20 protein-coding genes are annotated in these 26922 nt (G+C 64.4%); 18 read left to right on the plus strand and 2 right to left on the minus strand.

Annotated features, from left to right (window positions below):
- Positions 1 to 2: 2 nt before the first annotated feature.
- The 15 genes from AOZ06_RS04835 to AOZ06_RS61200 all read left to right on the plus strand — a co-directional run bounded on the left by AOZ06_RS04835 (position 3) and on the right by AOZ06_RS61200 (position 18042).
- The gene (locus AOZ06_RS04835; protein ID WP_083471513.1) at positions 3 to 2561 is read left to right on the plus strand and encodes an ATP-binding protein; all 2559 of its coding nucleotides are present in this window, start codon (positions 3 to 5) and stop codon (positions 2559 to 2561) included.
- Between the two features lie 817 nt (positions 2562 to 3378).
- Positions 3379 to 3807, plus strand: a complete 429-nt coding sequence (locus AOZ06_RS04840) for a hypothetical protein (RefSeq protein WP_179950807.1) — start codon at positions 3379 to 3381, stop codon at positions 3805 to 3807.
- Positions 3808 to 4060: 253 nt separating this feature from the next.
- Complete coding sequence (locus tag AOZ06_RS04845) at positions 4061 to 4810, plus strand: hypothetical protein (protein WP_179950808.1); 750 nt, start codon at positions 4061 to 4063, stop codon at positions 4808 to 4810.
- Positions 4811 to 4865: 55 nt separating this feature from the next.
- Entirely contained in the window at positions 4866 to 5801 is a 936-nt protein-coding gene (locus tag AOZ06_RS04850) for a DNA-processing protein DprA (RefSeq protein ID WP_169798858.1), read from the plus strand.
- A 714-nt stretch (positions 5802 to 6515) separates the two neighbouring features.
- Positions 6516 to 7772, plus strand: coding sequence for a hypothetical protein (locus AOZ06_RS58725; protein WP_218921938.1), 1257 nt, complete (start codon positions 6516 to 6518; stop codon positions 7770 to 7772).
- The gene (locus AOZ06_RS04860; protein ID WP_054288317.1) at positions 7766 to 8650 is read left to right on the plus strand and encodes a class II glutamine amidotransferase; all 885 of its coding nucleotides are present in this window, start codon (positions 7766 to 7768) and stop codon (positions 8648 to 8650) included. The genes AOZ06_RS58725 and AOZ06_RS04860 overlap by 7 nt, the downstream gene beginning before the upstream one ends.
- 182 nt (positions 8651 to 8832) lie before the next feature.
- Positions 8833 to 10164, plus strand: coding sequence for a hypothetical protein (locus tag AOZ06_RS58730; protein ID WP_218921939.1), 1332 nt, complete (start codon positions 8833 to 8835; stop codon positions 10162 to 10164).
- Positions 10158 to 10991: a class II glutamine amidotransferase gene (locus AOZ06_RS04870; RefSeq protein ID WP_054288318.1), complete on the plus strand. Its 834-nt coding sequence runs from the start codon at positions 10158 to 10160 to the stop codon at positions 10989 to 10991. The genes AOZ06_RS58730 and AOZ06_RS04870 overlap by 7 nt, the downstream gene beginning before the upstream one ends.
- 378 nt (positions 10992 to 11369) lie before the next feature.
- Positions 11370 to 11828: a single-stranded DNA-binding protein gene (gene ssb, locus AOZ06_RS04875; protein WP_054288319.1), complete on the plus strand. Its 459-nt coding sequence runs from the start codon at positions 11370 to 11372 to the stop codon at positions 11826 to 11828.
- Between the two features lie 774 nt (positions 11829 to 12602).
- Entirely contained in the window at positions 12603 to 13304 is a 702-nt protein-coding gene (locus AOZ06_RS04880; protein WP_054288320.1) for a Crp/Fnr family transcriptional regulator, read from the plus strand.
- A gap of 1009 nt (positions 13305 to 14313) precedes the next feature.
- Positions 14314 to 15042: an amidoligase family protein gene (locus AOZ06_RS04885; RefSeq protein WP_236952082.1), complete on the plus strand. Its 729-nt coding sequence runs from the start codon at positions 14314 to 14316 to the stop codon at positions 15040 to 15042.
- Positions 15036 to 15869 (plus strand): class II glutamine amidotransferase domain-containing protein, encoded by an 834-nt coding sequence (locus tag AOZ06_RS04890; protein ID WP_054288321.1) that lies wholly within the window; start codon positions 15036 to 15038, stop codon positions 15867 to 15869. The genes AOZ06_RS04885 and AOZ06_RS04890 overlap by 7 nt, the downstream gene beginning before the upstream one ends.
- A gap of 323 nt (positions 15870 to 16192) precedes the next feature.
- A complete protein-coding gene (locus AOZ06_RS04895) occupies positions 16193 to 16492 on the plus strand; it encodes a hypothetical protein (protein WP_054288322.1) in 300 nt (99 codons plus the stop codon).
- 224 nt (positions 16493 to 16716) lie between these two features.
- Entirely contained in the window at positions 16717 to 17133 is a 417-nt protein-coding gene (locus AOZ06_RS04900) for a hypothetical protein (RefSeq protein WP_054288323.1), read from the plus strand.
- 783 nt (positions 17134 to 17916) lie between these two features.
- Complete coding sequence (locus AOZ06_RS61200) at positions 17917 to 18042, plus strand: hypothetical protein (protein ID WP_257721458.1); 126 nt, start codon at positions 17917 to 17919, stop codon at positions 18040 to 18042.
- Between the two features lie 486 nt (positions 18043 to 18528).
- Here AOZ06_RS61200 and AOZ06_RS04905 read toward each other — a convergent pair whose 3' ends face one another.
- Positions 18529 to 18777, minus strand: coding sequence for a hypothetical protein (locus AOZ06_RS04905; protein ID WP_054288324.1), 249 nt, complete (start codon positions 18775 to 18777; stop codon positions 18529 to 18531).
- Positions 18778 to 19249: 472 nt separating this feature from the next.
- Here AOZ06_RS04905 and AOZ06_RS04910 point away from each other — a divergent pair, with 472 nt between their 5' ends.
- The 3 genes from AOZ06_RS04910 (at position 19250) to mobF (ending at position 26753) form a co-directional block, all read left to right on the plus strand.
- Complete coding sequence (locus AOZ06_RS04910) at positions 19250 to 19684, plus strand: SLOG family protein (protein WP_054288325.1); 435 nt, start codon at positions 19250 to 19252, stop codon at positions 19682 to 19684.
- A gap of 871 nt (positions 19685 to 20555) precedes the next feature.
- Positions 20556 to 21749, plus strand: a complete 1194-nt coding sequence (locus AOZ06_RS04915; RefSeq protein ID WP_054288326.1) for a hypothetical protein — start codon at positions 20556 to 20558, stop codon at positions 21747 to 21749.
- Between the two features lie 318 nt (positions 21750 to 22067).
- Positions 22068 to 26753, plus strand: a complete 4686-nt coding sequence (mobF, locus tag AOZ06_RS04920) for a MobF family relaxase (RefSeq protein ID WP_054288327.1) — start codon at positions 22068 to 22070, stop codon at positions 26751 to 26753.
- Here the strand turns inward: mobF and AOZ06_RS61910 are convergent.
- The gene (locus AOZ06_RS61910; protein WP_083472556.1) at positions 26647 to 26910 is read right to left on the minus strand and encodes a GIY-YIG nuclease family protein; all 264 of its coding nucleotides are present in this window, start codon (positions 26908 to 26910) and stop codon (positions 26647 to 26649) included. The two genes, mobF and AOZ06_RS61910, sit on opposite strands and share 107 nt — an antisense overlap.
- Positions 26911 to 26922: the final 12 nt, after the last annotated feature.

Genomic DNA, 26922 nt, shown 5'->3' on the forward strand with positions numbered 1-26922 from the left:
GGGTGAGCGAAACCAGCGACAACCTCTACAACCGGCCCCTACACTTAACTGTGGAAGTAAGTACGCCGGGCTCGTTGGGCAAGCTGTTGCGGCAGCACCGCGTCGCGGCCGGGCTGACGCAGGAGACGTTGGCCGAACGAGCGCGACTCAGCGGACAGGCCATCGGCGCACTGGAACGGGGTGAACGGCGCCACCCCCACCGCAGCACGATCGAGTCGCTGGCCGACGCACTGCAGCTCACCGAAGAGCAGCGCACTGAACTCGCGGCCGCGGCCGCCCGTCGCCGTGTCCCGGCCGCGCGGCCAGGCGAGCCATCAGCAGACGAACCTGTTGTCCACGCTTCGCTGCCCTACGACCTGCCTGACTTCACCGGCCGCACCCAGGAGATCGCGACGTGTCTCGCGGCAGTGCCCTCCGGCTCCAGCCAGACGATCAGGATCATCGCGATCGACGGCATGGCCGGAAGCGGCAAATCGACCCTCGCGCTGCACCTCGCGCACCAGTGCGCGGAGCTGTTCCCGGACAGGCAACTCTTTCTCGATCTGCACGGCTACACGCCTGATCAAGAACCCGTGTCGGCTGCCGCGGCACTGGAGATCCTGCTGCGCCGCATCGGTGTTCCCGACGGCCAGTTGCCCCATGAACTCGAGCATTCAGCGGCATTGTGGCGTTCCCGGCTCGCGGCCCGGAGAATGCTGATCCTGCTCGACAACGCCGTGGACGCCCAACAAGTACTGCCCTTGTTGCCCGGGTCGTCAGGGCACTTGGTCCTGATCACCAGCAGACACAAGTTGGCAGACCTGGACGGCGCACTGCACCTGTCGCTGGAACCGATGTCCGAGCCCGACGCGGTCGAACTGTTCACGCGGGTCGTGCAACGCCCGATCGAGGACCAGCAGGGGCTGGTCAAGCTAGCGGGGTTGTGCGGCTACCTGCCGCTGGCGATCCGACTGGCCGCGACTCGCCTGCGACACAGAAGCTCCTGGACTCCGCGTGACCTGGCCGATCGGCTTCGCGACCAGCAGCACAGACTGGTCGAACTATCGGCGGGCAACCGGAGCGTCGCCGGAGCGTTCGAGTTGTCCTACCGTGATCTCACCACGCGGCACCGGGAAGTCTTCCGTCGTGTTGGCCTGTACCCAGGTCACCACTTCGACTCGTATACCGCGGCAGCCCTGTGCGGTTTCTCCGTGCACGACACACGCGACGCACTGGAGCACCTCGCCAACGCACACTTGCTGCGCGAACACGCCCCTGACCGGTACACCTTCCACGACCTGCTACGCGCACAAGCACGAGACACCGCCGACCGCGAAGAACACGCGAGCGAGCGCAAAGCCGCGCTTGCCCGGGTACTCGACTATTTCATCGCCGCCGTGCAACACGCCCATAGCGTCATCGACCCACTCCCCGGCATGGGCGCTGCCGAACACAACCTGCCGCCGATCACTGATCGAGACCAGGCGATGCGATGGTGGGAGAGGGAACGAAACAATCTGCTGGCCACGGTACGTGCCGCCACCCAGGCGCAGCTCGACGCACAGGCCGTCGAACTGGCGAAGGCCCTGGTGCCGTTTCACTCGCATACCGGTCACGCCCAGGACCGGCATGACGTCCAATGCGCCGCGCTGCGATCTGCCCGCCGCCTGGGTGACCAGGCCGCTGAGGCGCACGTGCTGGTGGACCTGGCGTCCGCGTGTCACTACCTCGGTCGGCGGACCGAGGCTCGCACCCACTACGAAGAGGCAATCACCCTCGCCCGCGCCGCGGGCAGCGTGCTTGTCGAAGGCCGAGCCGTGTCCAGGCTGGGCGCGCTGTGCCGGTCTGAAGGTGCCTACCAGCAGGCAGAGCAACACATGCGCGCGGCGTTGGTCCTATTCAGATCAATCGGTGACGACCGCCGCGCGGCGGTCACTCTGATCGGGCTCGCCATGGTGTACGAACGCGGCGGCAGGTACACCGAATCGCTGCGTGCCTTCGACGAGGCACTGCCGGTCATCGAACGAATCGGTCCCTCGGTCCGTGTCGGGCGCAGCTATCATGGCCGTGGCCTGCTGTATCGACGTCTCGGCCGCCACCAGGAGGCACACGAGCAGTTTCAGCTCGCACTACGACACGCCCAGTCCTTGCATGACCGCGAAGGTGAACTCCGTGCGCTGCTCGGGCTCGGCCTCGTCGAGTACAACCAGGGCAAACACCAAGCCGCGCTGGAACTGTTGCACCGCGTACTCGACATGTCCCATACCGACTTCGAGATGATCGAAGCGGAGGCGTTGACCGCCACAGCTGCCGTCCACGTGGCGCTTGGTGATCACGACACCGCTGCGCCCCTTCACGAGGAGGCGTTGGCAATCGTGGCGACTCACAGCGTTCATGATCTTCGCGCCACCATCCTCAACAACCTCGCCGACACCTACATGGCCGCCTCTCGACCGGCCCAAGCAGCGGCCCGATACCGCCAAGCACTGACCCACTGCCACGAAATCGGCCTGACCCACGAAGAAACACGAGCCAATACCGGACTAGCCCATGCCCTCGAACGAAGCAAAGGCAGCCCCTGACCACCGGCTCCGCAGCCGCATGGTGGAACCGAAAACCGGCCTGGATCCGCGATAGCCCATGGGTCGAGGGCACCCTTGACTGTCTTGCGCCTGCAATGCCTTACGTCCCTCACATTCAGGCAACGCTCTGAGCAGCGGAAACTTGTATTAGCTCCAGATAACGACCGCGCAGAGCGGGTTCGACGACCGCGCGCAAGAAGCAGCCGATCGCAACGATGACGCCGACTGATCCGCAGTGAAGGGCGTCCGCGCAGGACCTCCCTACCGGGGTTCTGCGCGGACGCTGACAGCCTCAGGCCACGCCAACACCCTCGAGCAACGGCCCCGACCCCACAGAGGCGGCCGACCGGGCACCGCGGTCACGTTCGTCGGTTTGCCCGAGCATTGAGCGCCTCGTTCACCGGATCCCGACGAACTCCCGGCGATGGCGGTGAACGCCGAGCCTGGACAGTGACCCCGTGCTCGCGCTGCGCTCGCTGCTCGGCGGTCAACCCCGCCGGTTCCGGTGTCCCGCTATCCGGCAACGGCCAGAACGGTTTCGTCCAGATCGCAAGGCGGGTCCTCCCATCACCCGGCACGCCTCCACTGCGGCCGCCTCCGCTTGCTCATCGTTCGCCGCCTCTCAGGACACGGATATGCCACCGCAAGCCTCCGCTGCCGGACGAACGATCAGAAGATCAGCCACCCATCCGAGTGAGCACGACCACCCGACTATCAAGGCACAATCACGCCGGTTGCTGAAACGATCCTGTCTGGCCGCAGTTCCGCCCGCCCGCCGCCGCCATCGTCGTCCGGCGGCGGTCCGCAAGAGCCGCGCATGGATCCGGCAAGCCGGACAGACACCGACGGCCTCGATCAGATGCACACCGTCCAAGCGGGAATACAGCACGTTCGGGATACCGCCTGTCCACCAGATGTGCTGTTGATGCGTTTGTCCGACCTGCCGCGCCAATGCACGAGCGAACCGGCCCTGCACCCCTGGTGCGCCGCGTACACCAGCGATTCCTGCCCGATGATCGGCGGACGACTGGATCACTACCGCTCGTTCCCGCCGCGCCTGGACACGAACATGCTTTCGGCGCCCGATGCGGCGGCCCGCCAAGGCGCTGCTGCCGAACCCTGGTTCGCCGTGTGGCTCGCTGGTTACCGAGTCATCATCGACCACGGCAACCTCGCCGCTTCCTACGCTGGCACGCGCCCCCTGCGTGTCCGGCCCGTCACGTGGCGCCTGCCGAACATCTTCTAACCACGGCCCTCGATTGAGACTGTTTCGGGCCCCGCAAGCCACTAACCACTCGCCTTCACCGTCAACAGCGCCATCACGTCTGCCGTCGCCCGCACGAAGACGATGCGGTAGTCGGCCCACCGCGTATACCGGCCCTCGCCGCGAACTGGACTGAGATGAACAAGAAGCCTTACAACAACAAACGGGAGGACTAGACGGTGTGCACGTAATTCAGTATTCAGGCGGCATCGGTAGCTGGGCCACCGCTCAACGCGTGATCGAACGCTACGGCCGTCACGACGTTGTGCTCCTCTTCAGCGACACACTCATCGAGGAGCCATCGCTGTACCGCTTCCTGCACACGTCGGCGCAGCAGATGGGTGTGCCGCTGGTGAGAGTGGCCGACGGTCGCACTCCATTCGACGTGTATTGGGATTCGCATTTCCTGGGCAATTCGCGGATCGCGCCGTGTTCCAAGCTGCTCAAGCAGAAGCCCGCTCGGCAGTGGCTTACCGAGCATGCTGCCCCGGACATCGCCACGCTGTATGTCGGGATCGACGCGACCGAGGCCCGCCGCGTCCCCGCTATCCGCTCGGGCTGGCACCCATGGCGGGTCGAATTCCCGTTGATGTCAGAATCGAAGCTGACTAAGGCCGCCATGCTCGACGAGGCTCGCGTGCTCGGCCTGACACCGCCTGAGGCCTATGCGGAAGGCTTCAGTCACGCGAACTGCTCCGGATGGTGCGTGCGTGGCGGCCACGGCCATTGGTTGCGGCTGCTCATGATCCACCCAGACCGTTACCACGACTACGAGCAACGAGAACAAGAGTTTCGCGCCAAGCACGGCGACGTTGCCATCCTCAAGGAACAACGCGGCGGCGTGGTCCGGCCCCTGCCGCTGGCAGAGCTTCGACGACGCCACGAGCAGCACCACCGTACCAACGAACAGACACCATCGCGGCGCACCTCGACAAGGCCAACGACAGCGCCACCACCTGTGCAGCCATCGTCATCCACAGCCTGAGTGCGTTCGGAACGTCGACGCCGTCATGTCCGCCAAACATTCGCAGGGGAGAACTATGTCCACATTAGAAGACATCCGGTTTGCTCGCGCCTATTTGATGCGTGTGGCCGAGCCGCCAGCCCCGTACCTCACACAGCTCGTCGCCGAGGCCGGGGCAGTGGCCGCCGCAGAGCGGGTTCGGACCGGAGCGCTGGCAGACCGTGTGCGCGCCGAGACGGACGCGCAACGACATCTCACTCATCGTGACGTCGAGATCGATCTCGCCCGAGGACACCAGACGGGTGCTCGGCTGCTTATCCCAGAGGACGCGGACTGGCCGGCCGATGCTTTGGTCGCGTTGACCCAGGCGCACGCCAGAGGCCTGTCATGGGCCGTGCCCCCGCTGGGACTGTGGGTTCAGGGCACGGGCCGGTTGAGGCCGTTGCTTCGTCGAGCGGTGGCCGTTGTCGGGGCTCGATCGGCGACGTCCTACGGCACGCACATAGCCGCCGAGATCGCCGACGGCCTCGCCGAACGCAACATCACGGTGATGTCCGCTTCCGCTGAGGGGGTTGACCGTGCAGCGCACCTCGGCGCGTTGGTCAAGAGCGGTGCGACGATCGCGGCTCTGGGGCATGGCATCGACCGGTCCTTGTCCCGGAGGCACCGTCAGTTGCTGGAGAGAGTCGCTGAAGGCGGCTTGGTCATCAGTGAGTATCCGCCCGGCGCACCGCCTGCTCGGCGGCGTTTTGCGGCACGCAATAGGTTGATCGCCGTCCTGACATCCGGCACCGTCGTGGTCGAGGCCGGACAGTGGAGCGCGTGGCTCGACAGCGCGACCTCTGTCACCGCGCTCGGACGCACGCTCATGGCGGTTCCCGGTCCTGTCACCTCGGCGATGTCGTTCGCGTGCCACCGAATGATCAGGGATCGTATAGCCGTCCTGGTGGCATCCGCGGCGGACGTCGCGCAGTCGGTGAGTCTCGACAAGGACGAGACCCCGATCGCGTAACGCGACAACGTGGCGCGACCTGACCGTGGGTGTGGCGATCGCCGCAACACCGCTGCCACGAACCACGAGCCGCGCGCAGGCCGTGGTTCGACAACCGCCGACTCACTTCCGCAAGGAAGCCGACAGACGACTGCTCTCCGATCAGCGGCATCTCGGCCCACCGATCGTAGTTCGTCTGGACGGCATCGGACACGTCAGCGTCCACCCGAGCAGCGACAAAACAGCGTGCACGTTGGTGCCGGAAGGACCTCCCTCTGACCGACATTGGTATGGCCGGGTCTACATCGGCCGGGCAGTGCACGCCAGGGAAGACATGCCATCACTGAACAGATGCAAGGGAGAAATGAGTGCGGGATCGGGGTGGTGTCGATCTGCTCCGAGGCAACCTGGTGGTGGCCGCAGTGCAAAGGCACCCCAAGATCCTTCTCCGCAAGCTCCGAAGCATCTTGAGGCCCCACCCTTGCACTGCGGCCACCACCAGGTCCGCCCAGCGCAGATCGACACCACCCCGATCCCGCACTCGATGGGATGAAAGAGGGAAGGGAACGAGCAGGAGGGCTCGAGCGGCCATTCAGCCGACTCAATCAAACGTCCCATCCATCTTGTCGAGATGGTCCCAATAGGACGCAGTGATCTCATGATCATAGAGGCCTGACTCCTCAGTAGACGCCAGATACGCCTGTCTTCACTAGACGACAGCACACGGTGAACCCGGTGCGGGATCGCGACTCCCGCGCCGGGTTCTTTGACGTTCCAGGAAATGAGGTTCCTGCAATGCCTGAACCCAGTGTGGCCGTGGACGACTACGACCAGTTCTATTTCGCCAGCAACGTGCCGCGTTACGCGCACCCCGAATCCAGTGCACAGCGTGCCAGCCTCGCACTAGTTCAGGACCAGGACGCCGCGGACCACGACGAGTTGCGCCTGCGCGATGAGCGCATCGCCGGAGAGTCGTTGCCGCAACCTGTGTGTGACGAGTGCTATGAGCCACCGGCGTTCCTGCGCACAACGTCAGAGAACGTGTTGTGCGGACCCTGCGCCCGGAGCTTGGGCTACCGCAGGTGTCAGGACTGCGGTAGGTACGACCGATACCCAGACCTGGATGCACACGGGAGCGCTTACTGCAGCAACTGTGCCAGCTCATACGGATCATGCACCGCATGCAACACCCTCGTTGAGCTTGGCGCGTACTACTGCATCGACTGCGACGACGACGAGGACGACGACGAGGCGTCCACTCGCATCTACGGCTCGTACTACAAACCCGAGCCATGGTTTCACGGCAACGGACCCCTGTTTGTCGGCGTCGAACTCGAGGTCAGCATCCCATACGGCAAACTCGAAGACGCGGCTGAGCTCGCGGACGACGAGCTGGGCTCGCTCGGATACTTGAAAGAAGACAGTTCTATCAACGGCCAAGGCTTCGAGATCGTCTCTCACCCCATGTCCTACGGCTGGGCGATCGAACACTTCCCATGGAACCTTCTGGACACCCTCAACGACCTGGGTGGCCGCGCCGACTTCAACGGCATGCATGTTCACGTGAGCCGCGACGCCTTCGACGGACCGTGTCACCTGTATCGATGGCTGAAGTTCTTCTACCGCAACCGTCCGGAAGTCGTCACCCTCGCGCGCCGCGAATCCAACGATTGGGCGGCGTTTGACGAATACGCACGCCGCAGCGTCAAGTCCTACGCGAAGGGGGAGAAAGGTTCCCGCTATCAAGCGATCAATACTCAGAATGACGCGACGTTGGAGTTGCGGGTATTCGCGGGGACGTTGAAGCGGCAGCAGGCGCAGGCGGCGATTGGTTTGGCTGTGGCGTCGGTGGAGTACACGCGGTTTTTGTCCACTCGGGATATTGCGCGGTGTGGTGGGTGGGAGTGGCCCGCGTTCGCGGCGTGGGTTAGTGAGCGGTCTGAGTTCGCTCCGTTGTGGGCGGAGATGGAGGAACTTCAGTGTGCATGCTGACCTTCTTCCCGGAGCACGTGACGCCGGACGAAACGGCGTTGGGAAATGGCGTAGCGTTCAATCCTCATGGACATGGGTTCGCCATCGTGGCTGACGGGCGAATCATAGTCGAGCGGGACATGAATGGTCGCGAGTTGATCGAGCGGTTCATCACCGCGCGTGAGGAGTATCCAAGCGGCCCGGCGCTGTTTCACAGCCGGTTGGCGACCGCGGGCGAGATCACGGTGGCCAACTGTCACCCGTTCCGCGTCGGCGGTGACGCCAACACTGTGCTGGCCCACAACGGGATCATGCCCGCGCGGGTACAGCCCACGAAGTACGACCCACGCAGCGATACCCGCATCCTCGCCGAGGACTTCCTGGCCGGTGAGCCGTTTGGGCCTCTCAGTACCGAGCGCGCACGCAGACGAATGCAGAAGTGGATCACCGGCAGCAACAAGGTCGTGATCTTGACTGTCAACCCACGGTATCGGCGCCAGGCTTATGTGCTGCACGAAGACGAGGGCATCTGGCATCGCGGGATCTGGTACTCCAACGACGACTACCGCGGCCTCCCATACGGCCACCTCCGCTGGACTGGCACCGGGTGCGGCGCCTGCGGTGCTCCCTCAGACCCGTATAGCGCCGGTCGAGTATGTGGGACGTGCTGCTCCTGTCTGGACTGCTACGAGCTGGTCGACAACTGCACGTGTGTTGTTGTCGGTGACGACGCGACCTACAAGCCGGGCCATATCGTCCTGGGGCAGGCCCCGCAAGGTTCCGGTTTCAGGCGTGACGCCGCAGCTGACTCGATTCGACCTATCGGAGGTCCCAGCATCCCCACGCAGTTCAACCCGGACGCCCCGATGCTGCCCACCCTCGCTGAGCACGACCGGTGATGCCGCCGCCCGCGTGACTCCGATCCGGTCTGTAACAACACAAGTCTCCGTGAAGCACGTGCGCTGGCTCTAACGGAGCATTCTAGCCGATCATTTCCCCCTTTCTGAGACGAATTGACCGCCTCTGACGGTCAAAACACCGATCAACGACTCCTCGAACCACAGAGCACGACCAGTGCCTGATGCCGGATATCGCCGACCGGAATCCCGTTTTCAGATCTCGCTTGATGAACCACATGATGAACCCGGTGCGGGATCGCGACTCTCGCACCGGGTTCTTTGACATTTCAGGAAATGAGGTTCCTGCAATGCCCGAGCCCAGTTTGGCTGTGGATGACTGGGGCCAGCCCGAGGAAGCCGCCCAGCGGACACATCGGCCACCGTCCCGGGGCAGTGCCTTCAGTCGAATGTCCGAACTGGTCGGTCAGCGGCCAGGTCACCCACCGTCCGCACCTGACACCGCCGCCGAACAGCCTGAAACCCAGCTGTCCCCAACGACGGACCACCCTGCGCCGTCAGGCTGCGAGCACTGCGGTGCCCAGGCGGCGGAAGACCACGAGACACTCGACGACAGGACACTCTGCGGCGGTTGTATCCGCGAACACCACTACCTCCGATGTGACCACTGTCAACGATATGACCGCCACGCGCGACTCAACGAGAACAGCGTGCCGATCTGCTCCCTGTGCGCGGATGCGCACTATTGGTCCTGCGCTGAATGCGGCGTTCTTGTCTCTGAGGGGGGTTATTGCGCCGATTGCCACGCCGGTCGAAGGTCGACTGTCATTCACAGCTACAGCTACAAGCCTAAGCCAAAGTTCCAAGGGGACGGACCACTGTTCGTCGGTATCGAACTGGAGGTCAGTACACCCGATGGACGTGTGCGAGACGCTGCACACACCGTGCTGAAACACCTCGGCACCGTCGGATACTTGAAGGAGGACAGCTCGATCCGTGGGCAGGGCTTCGAGATCGTCTCGCATCCGATGTCCTATGCCTGGGCAATGGAGCAGTTCCCCTGGACTTTTCTGGACTCGTTGACCTGGCTCGGTTGCGACGCTGACGCCAACGGGCTGCACGTGCACGTGAGCCGTGAGGCGTTCGATGGGCCGTGTCACCTGTATCGGTGGATGAAGTTCTTCTACCGCAACCAACGTCAAGTGGTCACTCTTGCCCGTCGAGGGTCGAACCCTCATGCCGACTTTGGGTCTGGTGGTCGACGGAACATCAAGCATTACGCGAAAGGGGAGAAAAGCAACAGGTATCAGGCGATCAATACTCAGAATGATGCGACGTTGGAGTTGCGGGTGTTCGCGGGGACGTTGAAGCGGCAGCAGGCGCAGGCGGCGATTGGTTTGGCTGTGGCGTCGGTGGAGTACACGCGGTTGTTGTCTACTCGGGACATTGTGCGGTGTGGTGGGTGGGAGTGGCCCGCGTTCGCGGCGTGGGTTAGTGAGCGGTCTGAGTTTGCTCCGTTGTGGGCGGAGATGGAGGAACTTCAGTGTGCATGCTGACTTTCTTCCCGGAGAACGTGATGCCGGATGCGCAGGCGCTGATCAATGGTGCGGTGATCAACTCTGATGGTCATGGGTTCGCGATCGTGGCCGATGGACGGATCTTGGTAGAGCGGGACATGGGTGCTCAGAGGTTGATCGAGCAGTTTGTGGCTGTGCGTGAGACGTATCCGGATGGTCCGGCGCTGTTTCACAGCCGGATCGCGACTGCGGGCGAGATCACGGTGGCCAACTGTCACCCGTTCCGCGTGGGCGGTGATGTCAGTACTGTGCTGGCCCACAACGGGACCATGCCCGCGCGGGTGCAGCCCGCGAAGGATGACCCACGCAGCGACACCCGTATCCTCGCCGAAGATTTCCTCGCGACGGAACCCTTCGGGCCCCTCGGTACGCGTCGCGCCCGCAAACGCATGGAGAAATGGCTCAGCCGACGCAACAAGGTCGTCATTCTCACTGTCGACCCGCGGTACGACCACCAAGCCTATGTACTGCATGAGGATGCGGGTGTCTGGGACAACGGGATCTGGTATTCCAATAAGGACTACCAGCGGAACCTGTCCACATACGGCCAGTGGTACGACGATGTATGCCCGATGTGTGAAGTGCCCCCAGGCCCGGACGAGGTCGATCGGGTATGCCGGGCCTGCGGCGTGTGCCTCGTGTGCTACGAGTGGGAAGACAACTGCGTGTGTGATCCACCCGCCAGAGTGCGGCACGAACTCGGCCTCGACTGGGACCTGTGGGGGCATCGGCGTGCCTGGTCAGCTGGCGCCGTGAGGGATACGTCAGAAGATCCAGACGACTACGCGGGACCTGTCGCAGTCTGACACACGCAGATTGCTCTGCTGATACTGAAGAAGACGCGCCACTGTTTCGTGCTTAGGCAGAACGATCACTAGCTGTCTATGACGGTGAGTAGATGCGTCCACTCCGGATGGCGTCGCCGGGCCGTGGTCACCGCGTTTGACTGAGAGAAGCAGGCAGGAGGGCCCGAGACCGGGGTGGTGTCGATCTCCTGCGAGGCAACCAGGTCGTAGCCCCTGGGCAAAGGCACCCCAAGATCCTCCTCCGCACGCTTCGAAGCATCTTGGGGCCCCACCCCTGCCCAGGGGCTACGACCTGGTCCGCCCACCGCAGATCGACACCACCCCGCTCCCGAACCCATGCAGGGAACGGTGGGGACATTCGACTTTAAGGAGAACGTCGTGGCTGGAGATATGACCGTCGACATCGTGGGAAACCTGACCGCAGATCCGGAATTGAGGTTCACCGACACGGGCGTGGCCGTAGCCAACTTCACGGTCGCGAACACCCCGCGGATCTTCGATGCCCGCCTCGGAGAATGGCGGGACAGCGGTGACACACTGTTCTTGCGCTGCAGCATTTGGCGCGACGCAGCCGAGAACGTCGCGGAAAGCCTTCGCCGCGGCACCCGCGTCGTGGGTAAGGGTCGGCTCAAGCAACGCTCCTACACCGACAAGGACGGCGTCAACCGCACGGTCATCGAAGCGGAGGTCGACGAGATCGGGCCGAGCACGCGGTGGTCTGCCACCACAGTGAACAAAGTCGAGCGCTCAAGCGGTGCCAACGACGACTCACCCTGGCAGGCCAGCACCCCACGCTCCGCGCTGGTCGGAGTCAGCGCTGGCCAGCCGCCGTTCTGATGTGACCGTGCCGACCGGGAAACCCCCGGTCGGCACACCTGCTCGTCGTCGCGCCGCGGCGGCACCGCCCTGTGCTGGTCCGGCTCGAAGGGTAGGCAGGACCGCAGCCCTTCGAGCCCCGGGGACCTTGATCCCCGCACCTCACCGGTAGATAGCCGCGATGAGAAGTTTGTCAACTCACGCCGCACCTCGCCCTCCGGCCTCCGGCCTCAGGGCCCTCATCTCGCGGCTCAACCGTCACGCGAATTCGTGGGAGTTGCAATGAACAAGCGCCATAAGAACGTTGTAAGCCTGGTGAAGCGCCGTGCAGCCGAACGCGTCAAGCACGATGCACGGGCGCGCTACCAGCGATGGGCGGCAACGATCGACCTGCACCGCCGGAACCTGCTTCGCACTACGCGGGAGCGAGCCCGCCGGGGTGACGCCACTGTGGCCCCGCAGTACCGACGCTTCTTGCCCTTGAGCGTCCGCGTTCGGATGGAACGCGCGGGCTGGCCGGGAGAAGCTCCACACAGGATTACGGTTGAGCCGGTCGAAGCTGGCAAGTTCCGTGCGCGATGCACATGCGGTACCTGGCTGAGCAAGCCGATGGGCCACTCGCACGCCAAAGGCGCTGGCACACGGCACGTGAGGCTGGCCGAAGCAGCTGCGGCAGGCCAGGAGGCGGCCTAACCAGAAAGGCACTGACCAGGGTCGGTCCCCGCCGCAGTGACCGGACAATAGGCCACTGCGGCGGGACCTTGCCTTCGGCACGGTCAAGGAGAACGGGACACAATGCCTGGCTCGTCACATGAGGGTGCCTCCCTCATCAATGAACTCCTGGCAATCGCGGGTAAGCCGGTCAAGTTCGATCGTGGCGCCGTGATCTTCCGCAAGTACGAGTTGCGAAACGAGAGAATATTCTTCATCCAAGAAGGGCAGGTCCATATCGTTTTCACGGCCGCCGACCGAACGACGAACAACCTACTCCACGTCCTTAGCTCCGCAGACATGTTCGGCGTGGAGGCGGTCCTCGATCCCGGACCACGTGAGTGCACCGCCGTGGCGGCCACTCCCGTGACTCTGGTGGGCGTCGAGCGAGACGCTCTTCGGCAGTGGATGGCCGAGAACACGACAGCTGCCCTGTGCCTCCTGGGTGTGCTCGCGCAGAGGATTCGAGACATCGAAGGCAGAGTGGTTGAGCTGGTCAATGCACAGCTCGACCAGCGACTGGCGAACGTGTTGCTGGAACTGGCAAAGCGTCCCGGCCCGGCGCCGACCAGACGGCCGATGGTCGTTGAAGGCCTTACTCAGGAGGAGATCGCTCACCTGATCGGCGCCACACGTGAGAACGTCAACAAAGCCCTGGCGCGGTTCACCCGCCGAGGCTGGCTGACGCTCACGCGCGGGCAAACCAAGAGCGTCGTGATCCTTCAACCAGATCACCTAGAAGGGCTCCTTTCACCGGACAAGCACCGCACGGCAACTCCGCGCTGACCATTCTCAGTGGTGGTTAGCCGCCAGTCTGATGTGGTCACACTCCTTCGGCAGGACTCGGTCCTCGTGCCTCTCCACGGACTGCGAATCGAGGCCGGTTCTCCGTCAGCACACGTTCGGTACTCAAGCCACCTGAATGAGCAGGGCGCGACCCGCGCACGGGCACCGCGACCGCTCACCTCTCGGCCGGGCACCACCTCGCCCCCAGGTGCCCGGCCGAGGGCCCAGCACAAGAACCGCGTCGACTGATCGGCGGCACAACGCCCTTCGCCGTACCCGGTCGGCCTCGCCCACGACCGCCAGGCCGGCACTGCATGGCCTGGCAAGCGCGACCGTCAACCAGCATCGATGAGCACGCAACACGCTCTTCGCACATCGGTGACACCGATCCGCTCGACGGCGACCCTCCACGTCCGGCGCCTCGGCGACGGGCCGGTCACCTGCGATTCCACGACCACAACAGAAACGAGCCTGGTGAGGGATCACGACTCCCACACCAGGCTCTTGACATTCCGGGAATGAGGTTCCTGCAATGCCCGAGCCCAGGATAGCCGGAGGTAACTGGGAACAGCACTCCGCACCTGCGTCTCAGCCGTGTCCACCATGGCTGGAGCAGGGCGAGTGGCCGGCGTTCGTCATTCCTCCTGGATCGTTGCCAGGTCCAAGCCAACACACCTCGCGGCGCGAAGCGGCGGCATTTCCCGCGAACCACGAGCAGGACGTGTATCAGCGTGCGGCCGAGACCTGTTCGCAATGCAGGCAACGAGTGGCGACGGTGCACCTTCCCCGAGGCGACAGGGGTTACTGTCACATCTGCGCGCACGTCCTCGACATCCTGTGGTGCAACGAGTGCGGCCGGTACTCGCGGGGCGGTTGCCGCAACGAAGACGGCGATAACTTCTGCTACGACTGTGCTGCGACACACTGCGTATGCCTGGACTGTTGCATCCTGATCGAGGACGGTGACTACTGCGCGGAGTGTCTTTCCAGCAGGACTTATCGGACATCCGTGATCCACGGCTATGACTACAAGCCAACTCCGCTGTTTCACGGAGACGGCCCGCTGTTCGTCGGTGTTGAACTCGAAGTCAGCGTTCCCAGTCAGTCCTTCGGTGAAGCGACCGAAACCGCACTGCGGCATCTGGGACGTCTGGGCTATCTCAAGGAAGACAGTTCCATCGTTGACGACGGCTTCGAGATCGTCACGCACCCCATGTCCTACGAGTGGGCTATGCAGAGGTTCCCATGGAACCTGTTGGACGCACTGGAAAAACTCGGTAGCGACGCTGACGGCAATGGTCTGCACGTGCACGTCAGCCGCGAGGCGTTTGACGGACCGTGCCACCTCTACCGATGGATGAAGTTCTTCTACCGCAATCAACCTCAGGTGGTCGCACTCGCCCGCAGGATGTCCAGCCATGCCGCGTTCCGGGCCGATGGACGAGCACGCATCAAGCACTACGCCAAAGGCGGCAAAGGGATTCGATATCACGCGATCAACACCCAGAACGACACGACCGTGGAAGTCCGGGTGTTCGCTGGAACCCTGAACCGTCAGCGAGCACAAGCCGCGATCGGGTTGACCGTCGCCACAGTGGAGTACACCCGAACCCTCACCACCCAGGACATCACTCAGCGAGACGGGTGGCAGTGGCCCGCCTTCGCCGACTGGGTCAGCCAACGTCCCCACTACGCACCACTGGTCGCAGAGATGGAGACCCTCCTGTGTGCATGCTGACCTACTTGCCGGAGAACGTAATGCCGGACGAGCACGCACTAGCCAACGGTGCCGCGATCAACAACAACGGGCACGGTTTCGCGATCGTGACCGGCGACAGCATCGTGATCGAGCGCTCGATGGACAGCCGCGAACTCATCGAGCGCTTCGTGGCCGCGCGTCACACACACCCCAGCGGCCCAGCACTGTTCCACAGTCGATGGGCCACCGCGGGCGTGATCGACGTCGCCAACTGCCATCCTTTCGAGGTGGGTGGGAGTGCTCGGACAGTGCTGGCCCACAACGGGATCATGCCCGCCAGTGCCCAACCCACGAAGCGTGACCAACGCAGTGACACGCGCATTGTCGCGGAAGACTTTCTACCCATGGAACCGTTCGGGCCACTGAACACGGCACGCGCGCGTACACGATTGGAAGCATGGCTCACCACATGCAACAAGGTGGTCATCCTGACGGTCGACCCCCGGTTCGAGCGCCACGCCTACGTGTTGAACGAACGTGCCGGAAACTGGAACAACGAGATCTGGTACTCCAATCACGACCACCTGCTCACATCCACCCGCCTCGACCGCTGGGACGACGAGGCGTGTTACGTGTGTGGCGAACAGGTGGACCCGGACAACATCAACCAGGTCTGTGTGACCTGTGGTACGTGTCCTGGGTGTTACGAGTGGGGCGAGTACTGCGAATGCGTCCAGCCAGCGAAGCTACGACAGAGGACATCGATCATCGACTGGGACACCTGGAAGCACTCCCGCCGTTGGCGTGGCCGACGTTCGACAGTACTGGCCGAGCAAGCCGACGACGGTGGACCTGTCGCAGTCTGACCTGCCACATACAACGGTCTGTACCTCTCCAAAGGCAATACCGTCTCGTTGCTGGCGGTCAGCTGAAGTTGAATCGGCGCCCGTTGACCATTCGTTGCACTCCGGCCAGCTGACCAAGTCATGGCTACTGCACTCGACTGGGGCGGCGTCCGGTGGTGCCGCGATGACGAGTCCACGTAGGCAGACCCGACCGCCGTACTCCAAGGGCGCCTACGGCGTCGCACGCGATGGGCCTGCGGCCCACCCTTTCCGCACCCCGGCCGGGTCCGCTGGCCGCACTCGTGCACGCAATGCCACCGGAACCCTGAAAGGGCGGCTGAACCATGACGGACAAGCTGACGGACACGTCCGAACTGATGGATTACGAGACGGTCCCGTGCGGTGACCACAAGAACGAGCATGACCCACACCGTTGGACTTCCCCGACATACGGGCGCGTCGAGTGCCTCGGCCGGCGCTTCCGGGTTGACCTAGCGACGGTGAAACTGGAGGAGTGGTCACGCGATGAGTTGATCGACATGGTGTACAGGTTGCAGGACGCGATTCAGGCGTTGCGAGACACGAACGGGCACCTGTTGGAGGCGAACGAGATCGTGACGCGCCGATACAGTCGCCCTTGGTGATCATGCGCGTCTGCCTGTATCCGCACTCCGGCGAGTCGCAGAACAGCAGAGGTTGATGCACATCTGGCAATCGGCCTGCCGCTGTCGTCAACGGGCTGGGACGTGGACAACCATCTCAACCCGCTCGTTGACGACTCCGGCGGATGCCCAGTCGTGGCCACCGCCGCGAATCTCACTGCCAGCAACACGAACGCAACCGCAGCACCACCGACAGAGAGGACCGCATGAGTGACGTCAGTCGGCCACTGGACCAGATCCTCGCGACCCGAATTCAGGCCGCTCAGTTGAAGCACTTGACCTGCCAGCTACGCGAGTTGGAAGCCCACGCAAGGGCCTTGCGAGCAGGATGGTGGTCTCGGCGACGTCGGCAGCGGCAATGGCAGGACGCAGGCGGAGACGTCGGCCTGGCCTGGCTCAACGTCCTGAGCGTGCGTGAGGGCACCGAGGCCCAGCAAGTAACGGACCGGGAGCATGGCCGGGCCAGCGAAGCTGAACTACGGCTGTACGCCACGGTGCTGCTGTGCGAGGAGCCCAGTCTAGATCTGGACGCAGCGCTGGAGCAGGCGCGGCGCGATGATGAGGTGTACTACCGCGAGAGTTTCCTCCCTGCGTACTACAGGCCCATGTCCGACGAGGACTGATAGTCGACTTCCACTATCTGACGGGCGAGCCGACGTAACCAAGCAGCCCGCAGGGGGCAGCGTCGTGGCATGTGGCGAGCTGTCATCAACACCGGGCGTGGAAGCGGTCGCCGGGGAGAACGACACTCCGGCCTACCCGGCCGGCGCACGTCGCAGATGGCGATGGACGAGGTCGCGAGACGGCAACCCGGCGGAGCCTGCAGGCGAACGCGAGGTGCCACGCCGGGTCCAGCCGATGCTGGACTGTAATCGGACGCGTTGCATCCCTGCAGACTCGCTACCGCAATCCGCTGGCCAATGGCTGACGCGGCCCCCGTACGGCGACCGGATCAGGCTGTGCTGACGGCCGCTGCGCGTCACCCGTTCCGGTTCTCGACAAAGCCCAGGCGCCGGGCGCAGCATGGAGGACGCGGTCGCTGTGGGTGGCCGTGCGCGGTTCCAGTGGGGACGATGGTCCGCCCGCTAGGAATGCGGTCCGCGCGGCAAGGACGAGCCCGGATGACGGCCGGGAGTCCTCGATCGAGGGCCCGCTTAAGGAACGAGGCACGGCCGCGGTGAACGCGGCACGTGAGCGCACCCGCTCCACGGGAGTCGGGTGGCGCGAGCCTGCTCGCACCGGGCGAGCCGGCTCAGGGAGGACGGACCCGCATCTGACGGACGCTCCCGCACCCTTGTGTTCCGTCTGTCCTCGCCATGCCTTGGGATTCCGTGCGCGCTGTACATGGCCACCGCACACGGCCGCGCCGTGGAAAGGAGGTGCACACCATGGGCCGGGAAACCCCGATGAGTCACGAAGCCGCAGACCGGATCTCCGCCGCGGCCGACCGCGATCCGGACTCGCCGACCGCGCAGAGCGGGTTCGACGACCGCGCGCAAGAAGCAGCCGATCGCAACGATGACGCCGACTGATCCGCAGTGATGGGCGTCCGCGCAGGGCCTCCCTTTCCGGGGTTCTGCGCGGACGCTGACAGCCTCGGGCCACGTCAACGCCATCGAGCAACGTCCTCGAACCCACAGCGGCGGTCGACCAGCCACCGCGGTCACGTTCGCCGGGTTGCCCGAGCATTGAGCGCCTCGTTCACCGGATCCCGACGACCTCCCGGCGATGGCGGTGAACGCCGAGCCTGGACAGTGACCCCGTGCTCGCGCCGCGCCCGCTGCTCGGCAGTCAACCCCGCCGGTTCCGGTGTCCCGCTATCCGGCAACGGCCAGAACGGTTTCGTCCAGATCGCAAGGCGGGTCCTCCCACCACCCGGCACGCCTCCACTGCGGCCGCCTCCGCTTGCTCATCGTTCGCCGCCTCTCAGGACACGGATATGCCACCGCAAGCCTCCGCTGCCGGACGAACGATCAGAAGATCAGCCACCCATCCGAGTGAGCACGACCACCCGACTATCAAGGCACAATCACGCCGGTTGCTGAAACGATCCTGTCCGGCCGCAGATCCGCCCACCGCCGCCGCCGTCGTCCGGTGGCGGTGTCCGAGAGTTGCGCATGGATCCGGCGAGCCAGACAGACACCGACGGCCTCGATCAGATGCACACCGTCCAAGCAGGAATACAGCACGTTCGGGATACCGCCTGTCCACCAGACAAGCTCGTGGCTGGCGGCCGGCGACTGGTGAGGTCGCTGCAGGCGGCCCATGCACCGACGATGCCCGGCATTGGCCAGCGAAGCGCGCCCGGTACTTCGCGATGACCTGCATTCGTTTCGTGGAGATGTGCCGCGACGAGCAGGCACGCTAGCGGGCGGCGGTGAGCCAGTGGCTGAGGGCGTACGAGAACTTCGACGACCACCTGCCAGATACGGCTGCCTACTCGCTCTGCGGCGCATCGTCCGCATCGGACACCGGCCCGACAGTCCAGTAACGACGGCGTGCTCCTGCCCGGAACGCCAAGTGACAATGCAGACGGCCATGTGCCCTATCTCCTCGACGGGTCGAACGTCGCGGCAACAACATCCAGCCGCGCGCGGAAGGTCGACGAGTGTCACATGGGTGGGTGGTGGCGTCCAGCACACCGACGCTGGACACCACCACCCACCCATGTGAACACCCCACCGTCCCGCACTCGGCGGGCACCAGGGATGTGTAGGGGTTGGGTGAATGTTTCAGCGAGTGCTCATCACCGGCTCACGAGAGTGGACCGACACGACCGTGATCCGCGACGCACTGGCATCGGTGTGGCACCCGAAGACCATCTTGATGTCCGGCAAGAACCGACGAGGCGCTGACGCCATGTGCGAGGGATGCTGGAAGCAATGGGGCGGTCGCGTCGATTGCTATCCAGCACAGTGGTACGTCGACGGAGAGTACCGACCAAGCGCAGGCTTCCGCCGCAACGAGGAGATGGTGCAGTCAGCCGTGAACCTCGGTGCCGAACGATGTCTGGCGTTCATCGTCGACGGCTCGCCTGGTGCCACACACGCCGCTGAACTCGCGCGCGCCAAAGGGATCTGGACCACCTTCTACCGCGCTACATCCCAGCGCGAACCAGCCCTGTCGTCGCAGCCTCGGGTCCCAGGAGGCCTCTCCCTGGCGGTTCCTTACTAATCGGCCGCGGGGACAGTTAGGGCGTGCCGCGCGCAGACGCTCCGCAGAGCGCCCCGCCTGAACGGCGGATCCGCCAAGACAGCGCGCGGCACAACGCGCCCGGCCTTCGCGAGGCTCAGTGAACCTATAACCAGGCGCGAGCACACAGTCTAGCGAGGCTCCGCGTCGCCTGGTATCAGCCCAGAGCCTGGCGAGGTGATCTCAAGTCCCGCAGATGGACGGTCCAAGAACCACAAGACATTCATGGGCGTGCTTCCAGCATGGTCACCTTGCGCCGCTCCCGCCGTCTCACCACCCAGCTCACATCGTTGGCCCCACAACACGCGGCAGCCCGCGGCCATAGCTGCTTCCGCGGCGGCGCACGTCCCACGTGCTCGCTGCTCGGACGCGTGCCAGCCGTCACGCAGTTGAACCGCCGGCTGTCTGTCGCACCGCGACTCCCGGCCCCTCATCTGGGCAGCCGCGCGTCACCAGGGCCACCTCGTGCCGAAGGGTCTTATGTCGTGCTGGGTGGGTCAAGGGCACCCGAAATAATCTTCTCCGCGAGCTCCGAAGATTCTTTCAGGACCCACCCTTGACCCACCCAGCACGACACAAGGCAAGGCACGCATGAGGGGGCCGGCGGGGGAAAGGTTGCATACCACTTTAGTCTCCGCTCCATTTTTGTTGATGGCCTGCGGTTTATCTGTGGGGGTAAACCGCCTGGTAGGCGTGCTGTTTTTGCCGTTTTGAGTCGCTGAAAAATGCCGGATCAATAGGCACCTTGGATGGTTGTCTTTTAGGTCTAGGTTGCGATAGAATCACTGAGTAACAAAGACCGGAACCCGCCAAGTCCGGTTATTCGCGAAAATCAGTAGTGAGGGTTTATTTCATGTCGACTTCTAAGGTTCTGATCGACGCGCTGCCGATGCTGACTGACTTGATCCTGGACCGAGACCTGTCCGCCGCACGGCGCAAAATCAATTCGGTGATGGACGGCGCCGCCCCCATCGTGCAAACCACGTTCGGGCGATGTGTCGCCACCCTGGAGCAGTACCCCTACAAGACCGCGAAAGCCCGCCTGGCCGACGCCGCACAGAACGCCACCGACCCGGATGTACGAGCCATCATCGAGGCGTTCACGCCTCCCACCGACCCCGGGTTCTACCTGCACCCCGACAACGCTCCGACTGAATCGCGCTACGGGCACGGCAACTACCGCGCCCCGCGCGACGTCGAACCGACCAGCCGCGCCCGGCAGTACCGCGACCAGCGGCAGGGAGCCCCCCGCGATTCCCGGCAGGCCCGCAAGGACACCAAGGCCGCCAAGTACTTCACCGACAAAGACACCGCGTCCCGCCACGCCGTAGACGTCACCGCGCAGCCCAACCGACGCGAAGGCACCACCTACGGAACGGGACTCGACTACGACGGCGCCGCCGTAACCGACGTTCGCACGCTCCCTTGCGTCTCCTGTTGGATCGAACGCGCCAACAACGACACCGCTACCGAACGCGTGAACGCCGGACGCGGTGACGACGGACTGTGCCTCAATTGTCGGGAAACCAACCAGCCCGGCATCCCCGAGCTCCCCGCCCCGCACACCCGCGCCACCGCCGTAGAGGCACGTTGCGCGTATATCGCTCAGCACACCGGCAAGGCCGCCCGGGAAGTCTTGCGCAGCGAGCACAGGCGCTACGCCGACCCCTACGCCAAGGCCACCATCGAATACTGGGTTGACGCGTTCATGCCCAAGGTCGCCCCCGCGCCGGTCAACACCGACAACGCCCCAATCGAAGCACCGGCCGACGCCGAAGCGGACCCCGAGCCCACCAACGACACCGCCGAGCCGGACACGGACACCGCTACAGCGGCACCCATGGTGACCCCCGCCGCAGAGGCCCCGCCCGCCAAGACCGCCACCAAGCGGAAGGCACCAACGTGCAACGACTGTGGCGGTATCCGACAGGTCCGCAAGGGCCAGTGTGTTGACTGCCGCAACCTCACCAGCTCCGACAAAGCCAAGCCCGCCGAGTCCGCCGACACGGCCGGAGACCCGAACCAGTCCGAGCGTCCCGCCGCCTGAACCATCCGGCTGGGAGCCCTGAACCGTCGGACGCTCCCAGCCCGTTAGCCGTTACCTACTCGACATCAGCCGCCGGGCGCCGACGCTCGGCGGCTGAACCTCTTGCACCAAACGTCTCAGAACTACTGAGACACCACTGACTGTCACAACATTCACGTTCCAGCCAGACGCATGACTCACCAGCATCACACCAACCAGTTTCAAGATCATTAACAGTACACACCTCTTGCACTAGCAGTGCGCGGCGCCGGACCGGCGCGGCGGGTCACGTAAAGTTGCTCGTGACGCCCCCTCGTCGAGGGGGCGTTTCGCGCGGTGATGACCTGCCACAAACTCACGGCAGGCGACGGATACACCTACCTCACACGGCAGGTCGCGGCAGGTGACGTCGCCCCGCAGGCCCGTGCCTCCTCCGACCTCGCCGCCTACTACCAAGCCACCGGCAACCCTCCAGGCATCTGGGTCGGCAGCGGCTGCGAGGCCCTCGGCGTCGACGGAATCGTCACTGAAGACCAGATGCAAGCCCTGTTCGGCGAGGCACTGCATCCTGACGCCGCCGTGCTCATCGCTGAGAAAATCAAATCCGGTGTTGGCATCGACGACGCCATCAAGGCCGCCCGATTGGGACGCCGGTATGCGCTGCACAGCACCGATATCCCACTTGTTGCCGAGCTTTCCGCCGCGTACAAGCGATTCGAAGAAGCGAACAAGCAACGACCAACGGTGGCCGAACGTCGGCAGATCAAGTTCGACACCGCCCACGCGCTTCTCGTCGTGGCCGACCCAGCGAAGACCTATACGCCGGAGGACGTTCGACGGTACATCACGGACGAGCTCGGCCGCGCCAAGCAAGCCGTCGCGGGCTTCGACCTGGTATTCACGCCGAGCAAGTCTATATCCGTTCTGTGGGGACTGAGCACCAGCGACATTCGTGACATTGTCACCGCCGCACATGACACCGCGTGGCGGGACGCACTGGCCTACATCGAACGCGAGGCCGCCTTCACTCGTGTCGGCGCGGGCGGTATCGCGCAGGTCGACACCCACGGCCTGGTCGCCACGGCATTCACCCACTTTGACTCCCGTGCTGGAGATCCCAACCTCCACACGCATGTGGCTGTCGCCAACAGAGTGCTGGCCGAAGACGGTATCTGGCGAACGCTGGACGGGCAACAGCTCTATCGGATCGCTGTCAGCGCGAGCGAGTACTACAACGCGCGGATCGAGGAAGAGCTGATCGATCAACTCGGCGTGCGGTTCGTGGAACACAGCCGAGGCCCGGACAAACGTCCCGTCCGTGAGATCGAGGGTATCCACACGGAGCTCATCGAAGGCTTTTCCCAGCGCCGCACCGGCATCGAAGCAACCTATGACCGTCTGGTCGCCGAGTACATCAGCCAACACGGTTCGGCGCCACCTCGCACTGTCCAGATCAAGCTGGCACAGCAGGCATGCCTGGAAGACCGGCCCGACAAGGAAAACATCCGCCCGCTCGCCGACCAGATCGAGGAGTGGCTGGCGCGCGCGGAATACATGCTGCCAGACCATGACATTCACGGGCTCATGGCCGCGACACTGCATCGCGGAGCGGGCGTCGCCCTCGTCGACGATCTCTCCGAGATCGAACAACGCGTGGCGGAACTGGCGGACAAGGCCATCGACACGATCTCCGCCACCAGGTCAACGTGGACCGTTTACCACGTCCGTGCCGAAGTTTTACGCACTGTACGAGGGACTCCATTCCCTACAACAGACGACCGTCTGCGCTTCGTCGAATCGGTGGTGGAACACGCGCTGGGCACTGCTTCGATCCAGTTAGACGTTCAGCCGGAGTCCACTCCGATGCTGCTGCAACGGAAGGACGGCGAGATTGTCTTCCGCCGCCACGGCAGCGAACGCTACACCAGCACCGCCATCCTGGACGCTGAGGACAAGCTTCTCCAGGACGCTGACATTGTCCGCGGTGCCCGCGTTCCGGCACCAATGGTCGATCTGGCCCTACGCGACACCGGTGTACAACTGGACCCGGGCCAGCGCCAGGTCGTCAAACACTTCGTCTCCTGCGGCCGTGCCTTGGCCGTAGCGGTCGGCCCTCCCGGCGCCGGGAAATCCACGGCCATGCGCTCGGTGCGCGACGTCTGGGAAACCGCCGGACATCGCGTCGTTGGCCTCGCACCCACCGCGGTCGGCGCAGCCGTACTCAGCCAGCAACTCGACGTACCCGCCACGACACTCGACGGTTTGATCACAGCACACCGCCACAATTTGCCGCTGGACCTGCGCCCTAATGACATGCTGCTGGTCGACGAAGCCGGACTGGCAGGGACGCTGCTACTCGCGGAGCTCAGCGACATCGCGGCCGAGCACCAGGCCATCATCCGACTGATCGGCGACTACAAACAGCTCGGCGCGGTCGAGGCCGGCGGAGCCCTGCGCCTACTGGCAACCGAAACCGACGCCGCCGAACTCACCCAAGTCCATCGCTTCAACAACCCGGACGAAGCGGTCGCCACGCTCCGACTACGCGACGGCGATCCCAGCGTCTCCCACTGGTACGAGACCCACCACCGTCTCGTCGGCGGTGTCCGCCCGGCGGTGCTGGACCAGCTCTACAGCGCCTGGAAACTCGACCAAAGCACCGGCGCGACCAGCATCATGATCTCCGACCGCGCCGACATCGTCCGAGAACTATCGGTTCGTGCCCAGCTCGATCGGCGTGCATGGGGCGCTGCCGAAGCCAGTGGCGTCCCCCTGCACGACGGTACCCAGGCCGGGGTCGGAGACCTCGTGGTCACGCGGCTCAACAACCGCACCTGGCAACTGTTCGGCGGCAAGGACTTTGTCAAGAACGGCGACGTATGGGTCATCGCCGCGCGCGACAAGCACGGCCAACTGACCGTCCAGCACGTCGAGCACGGCGGCACTGTGACCCTGCCCGCCGACTACGTGGCCGAGTCGGTGGAACTCGGTTACGCCCTCACCATCCACCGCGCACAAGGCCTCACCGTCGATATCTGCCGGGCACACCTCTCGCCCAGCGCCACCCGAGAACTCGCGACTGTCGCGCTGACCCGGGGCCGCGACTCGAATGTTGCCTACCTGGAAACCGACCAAGTCATCTACCCCGACGAACCCAATGTCCTCCCCGGAGATCTGTACTGGCATCACCGCAACACCACAGCCACCCAGCTCGCATTCGAAGCCATTATCGCCAAGGAAGGATCTGAATACTCCGCGACCGAACAACTTCGCGACGCGCTGGATTACCCCAGCAGGCTGTCGGTCAGCGTTCCGGAGTACGAGTACGCGCTGCACATTCACCGCGGGCCTGACGCGAACGCTCAAGCGGCGCAGTGGGTCCAGGACGGTATGCCGGACTACGCGGGCGACATCCTCGCGGACTCAGCCTGGCCGGCACTGGCCAACGCACTGCACGAACTCAAGAGTCTGGGGCACGATCCGGCCGCCGTTCTGGCCAAACGAGCCGCCTATCGCGAACTCGACACAGCGGTCTCCGTCGCGCAGGTCATGCATTGGCGGGTCATTGAACGCATGCCAGCGCCGGACCCGGACGCGTCCGGCCGCCCCGTAGGGCTTCCCGACTGGGTCCCCACACCACCAGCGCCCGATTCCCCGATCGAGACCGACCCGCACTATCAGGAACTGGGAACGTGGCTGCGCCACAAAGCCTTCGACATCACCCAACGCGTGTCCACCCTCACCGAACGGGTCACCGCAGCACAACCGGAGTGGGCCCATGAGCTGGGCCCGGCCCCCGACGACCCCCTCGCTCGAGCGGACTGGGAAGACCGAGCGGGCCAGATCGCCGCGTACCGGGAACGCTGGCAAGTACCCGACACCGACAGGAGATTGCTTGGTTCCGACGACCTGGTCGGCGTCCGGAAACGGCACTACCGCTCCCTCAAGAACCTGCGCTACGCCACCGTATCCGCACAGCCCGCCACGACACGTCACAGTCCATCGAGCCACGAACCAACCATCGATGATCTAGAGCCAACCCCACACGGCACCCCCAGCCCGCAAGACCCGGACCCGGTCGACCGGCTTAACCCCATCGACGAGAAGCAGCACACGCCGAACGATCGAGTTCCTGACGCTGAAGCCGATGCTGGCGACGACAACAGGTCGGTACCCACGCCGCCATCGAGCGGCGCTGATGGTGTCGCGCATTGGTCTCGCCGTCCGTATGGCGAGCTGGACGATCACGTCTTGAACGACCAGATCCGACAGCAACAAACACACCTGGACAGGGCGACACGAGCCCAGACGTCCGCAGCGGAGCATGCCTCCCGGCTGAGAGACGATGTCGAGGCCCGGCGCGGACCAGCCGTCACCGCAGCGCACGCAAATCTCGCACAACTTCGCGACGACGCGCAGCGCGCCTTGGAAGCCAATGAGGCTGAAGCCGCGTGGCACAAGGCGGTGCGGCAAGCGCAACTCGCTGCGGCGGAACAAGCTGATATCGACGACCAGCTGGCCACCAGGCGACTGACCCGCTCCCGCCACGTCGACCTCGAAAACCGCCGCGCAGAACTCGTCGCCGAACACGATGAAGCCCAACAGCGAGCACGCGACATCGCCGCGCGTGCCCGCGAATTGCACCGCCTCACCGGGCCGGCCGAACGTCGCATGCACACGCTGGACCAAGCGGCGCAAGCCGAAGCCGACATCGACCGAGCACAATGGGCAGCCCAGCGCGCCGACCAACAGGCCACAACCGCCGCGGAACGCAGAGCAACACGGTTGACTGGCCAACGCGATCGACTCGCCCAGTATCTACACGACCTGCAGAACGAGCAGCGTGTCCGCGAAGATATGCCCGAGGACGTGAGGGAACACGAGCGCAGCGAGCGGCACGCCGCCACCATGGACAACGCTACGCCTGGTACACCGCTATCTCCCGACCCTCCCACAGACCACGCCATCGACGCTGAGCGAATGTCACCACCACCATCACCACGACCAGATGAGATCGACCTCTAGCTGCTACGGGGTCCTCATCGCCGAAGTCGAACCACTCGTGGTGGAGGCGGTAGTGCTTGAACTCGCGGTGAAGGGCTGTTTCGAGGTCGACGCCGCCGTCCGGGTACCGCCACAGGACCTGTAGGCGAAAAGGGCAATCGGGCTGGATTGCGATGATGCGTCGGTCCGG

Origin of the sequence: Kibdelosporangium phytohabitans, assembly GCF_001302585.1 — a bacterium.
In the GTDB taxonomy this organism is placed as follows: Bacteria; Actinomycetota; Actinomycetes; order Mycobacteriales; family Pseudonocardiaceae; genus Kibdelosporangium; species Kibdelosporangium phytohabitans.